A 1,016-nucleotide genomic window follows, 5' to 3' on the forward strand; every position below is an offset into this window, starting at 1 on the left:
GTCATATATCTAAGGTAATCCTTGTTATAGGTGCTTTGTATTTTGTCGTAGCTTGTTCAAGTACTAGCAAAAAAATAGAGCCTATCCAGATTGAGAAGCCGGCTAGCGCTATTGTTAAGCCAATCCTCACGGAAGACGATAAAATTGCATACAAGCAAGGTCTAGCTCTTATCAAAGAAAAATCTTACGTTGAAGCAGAAGAGATATTTAAGGGCTTAATTGATAGATATCCGACCCTGGCTGGTGCATACGTTAACCTTGGTTTGATTCGTCATTCAAATAGGCAGTTAGCTGAAGCTGAAGGCTACTATCAGCAAGCACTAGATATTAATCCTAAAAACGTAAACGCTTTGATTCAATTATCTTTGATTAGCCAGGATGAAGGTAAGTTTCAGGACAGTGAACGATTTTTAAAGTCAGCCTTAGCAAAGGATTCAAATCATCCGATGGTTAATTACAATCTCGGGGTACTTTATGAGTTGTACCTACGTGATTACGACCAAGCAATTGAACATTACCAGGCTTATGTTAAAAATGCGGGTGAAGACGACACAAAGACTGTAGAGCGCTGGATAAAAATGCTGGAGCGTAAGTAAATGAATTTGATCAAATTGAGAAGGATTAAAGCAATTTCTTGTCTGATATCTGTCATTTTGTTGCTTATGTCTCCTTTTGCGGTTTCTAAGTCGAATCAAGATGAAAAGAGGGTTGAAACGCTGTCGGAAGTCTCTATTATTGGCAGCTCTGAACTGCCAAATGTAAGTTTTGATCTGCCATGGAAACTACCAACTATAGAGAAGCGTGATGAAGCGTCTCCGCCAAAAAGTATTCCTGGCATTTTAGATAGCATTGAACCTGTCCGGTTCCGACAGCAGATTCATTTTTCAAGGTTTTTGGAAGTCGATTCTCCGTCTTTCAAACCTCGATAGTGTAATGGAAAGCGTAAAACCTTGTAAATTTGTAGGGAATTTATGAGCGTGTCCCGGAATTCCTGGGTTGCTGTCTATACACTTGCA

Annotated in this window: 2 protein-coding genes; both read left to right on the forward strand. The window is 39.5% G+C overall.

Features of this window, described 5'->3' with window-relative positions; all coding sequences use genetic code 11:
• A partial coding sequence (locus A3763_RS19945) for a tetratricopeptide repeat protein (protein WP_156495205.1) occupies positions 1 to 596 on the forward strand: 596 nt, incomplete at its 5' end.
• Positions 597 to 929 (forward strand): hypothetical protein, encoded by a 333-nt coding sequence (locus A3763_RS19950; protein ID WP_068506862.1) that lies wholly within the window; start codon positions 597 to 599, stop codon positions 927 to 929.
• Positions 930 to 1,016: the final 87 nt, after the last annotated feature.

It is taken from the genome of Oleiphilus sp. HI0128 (genome assembly GCF_001635365.1).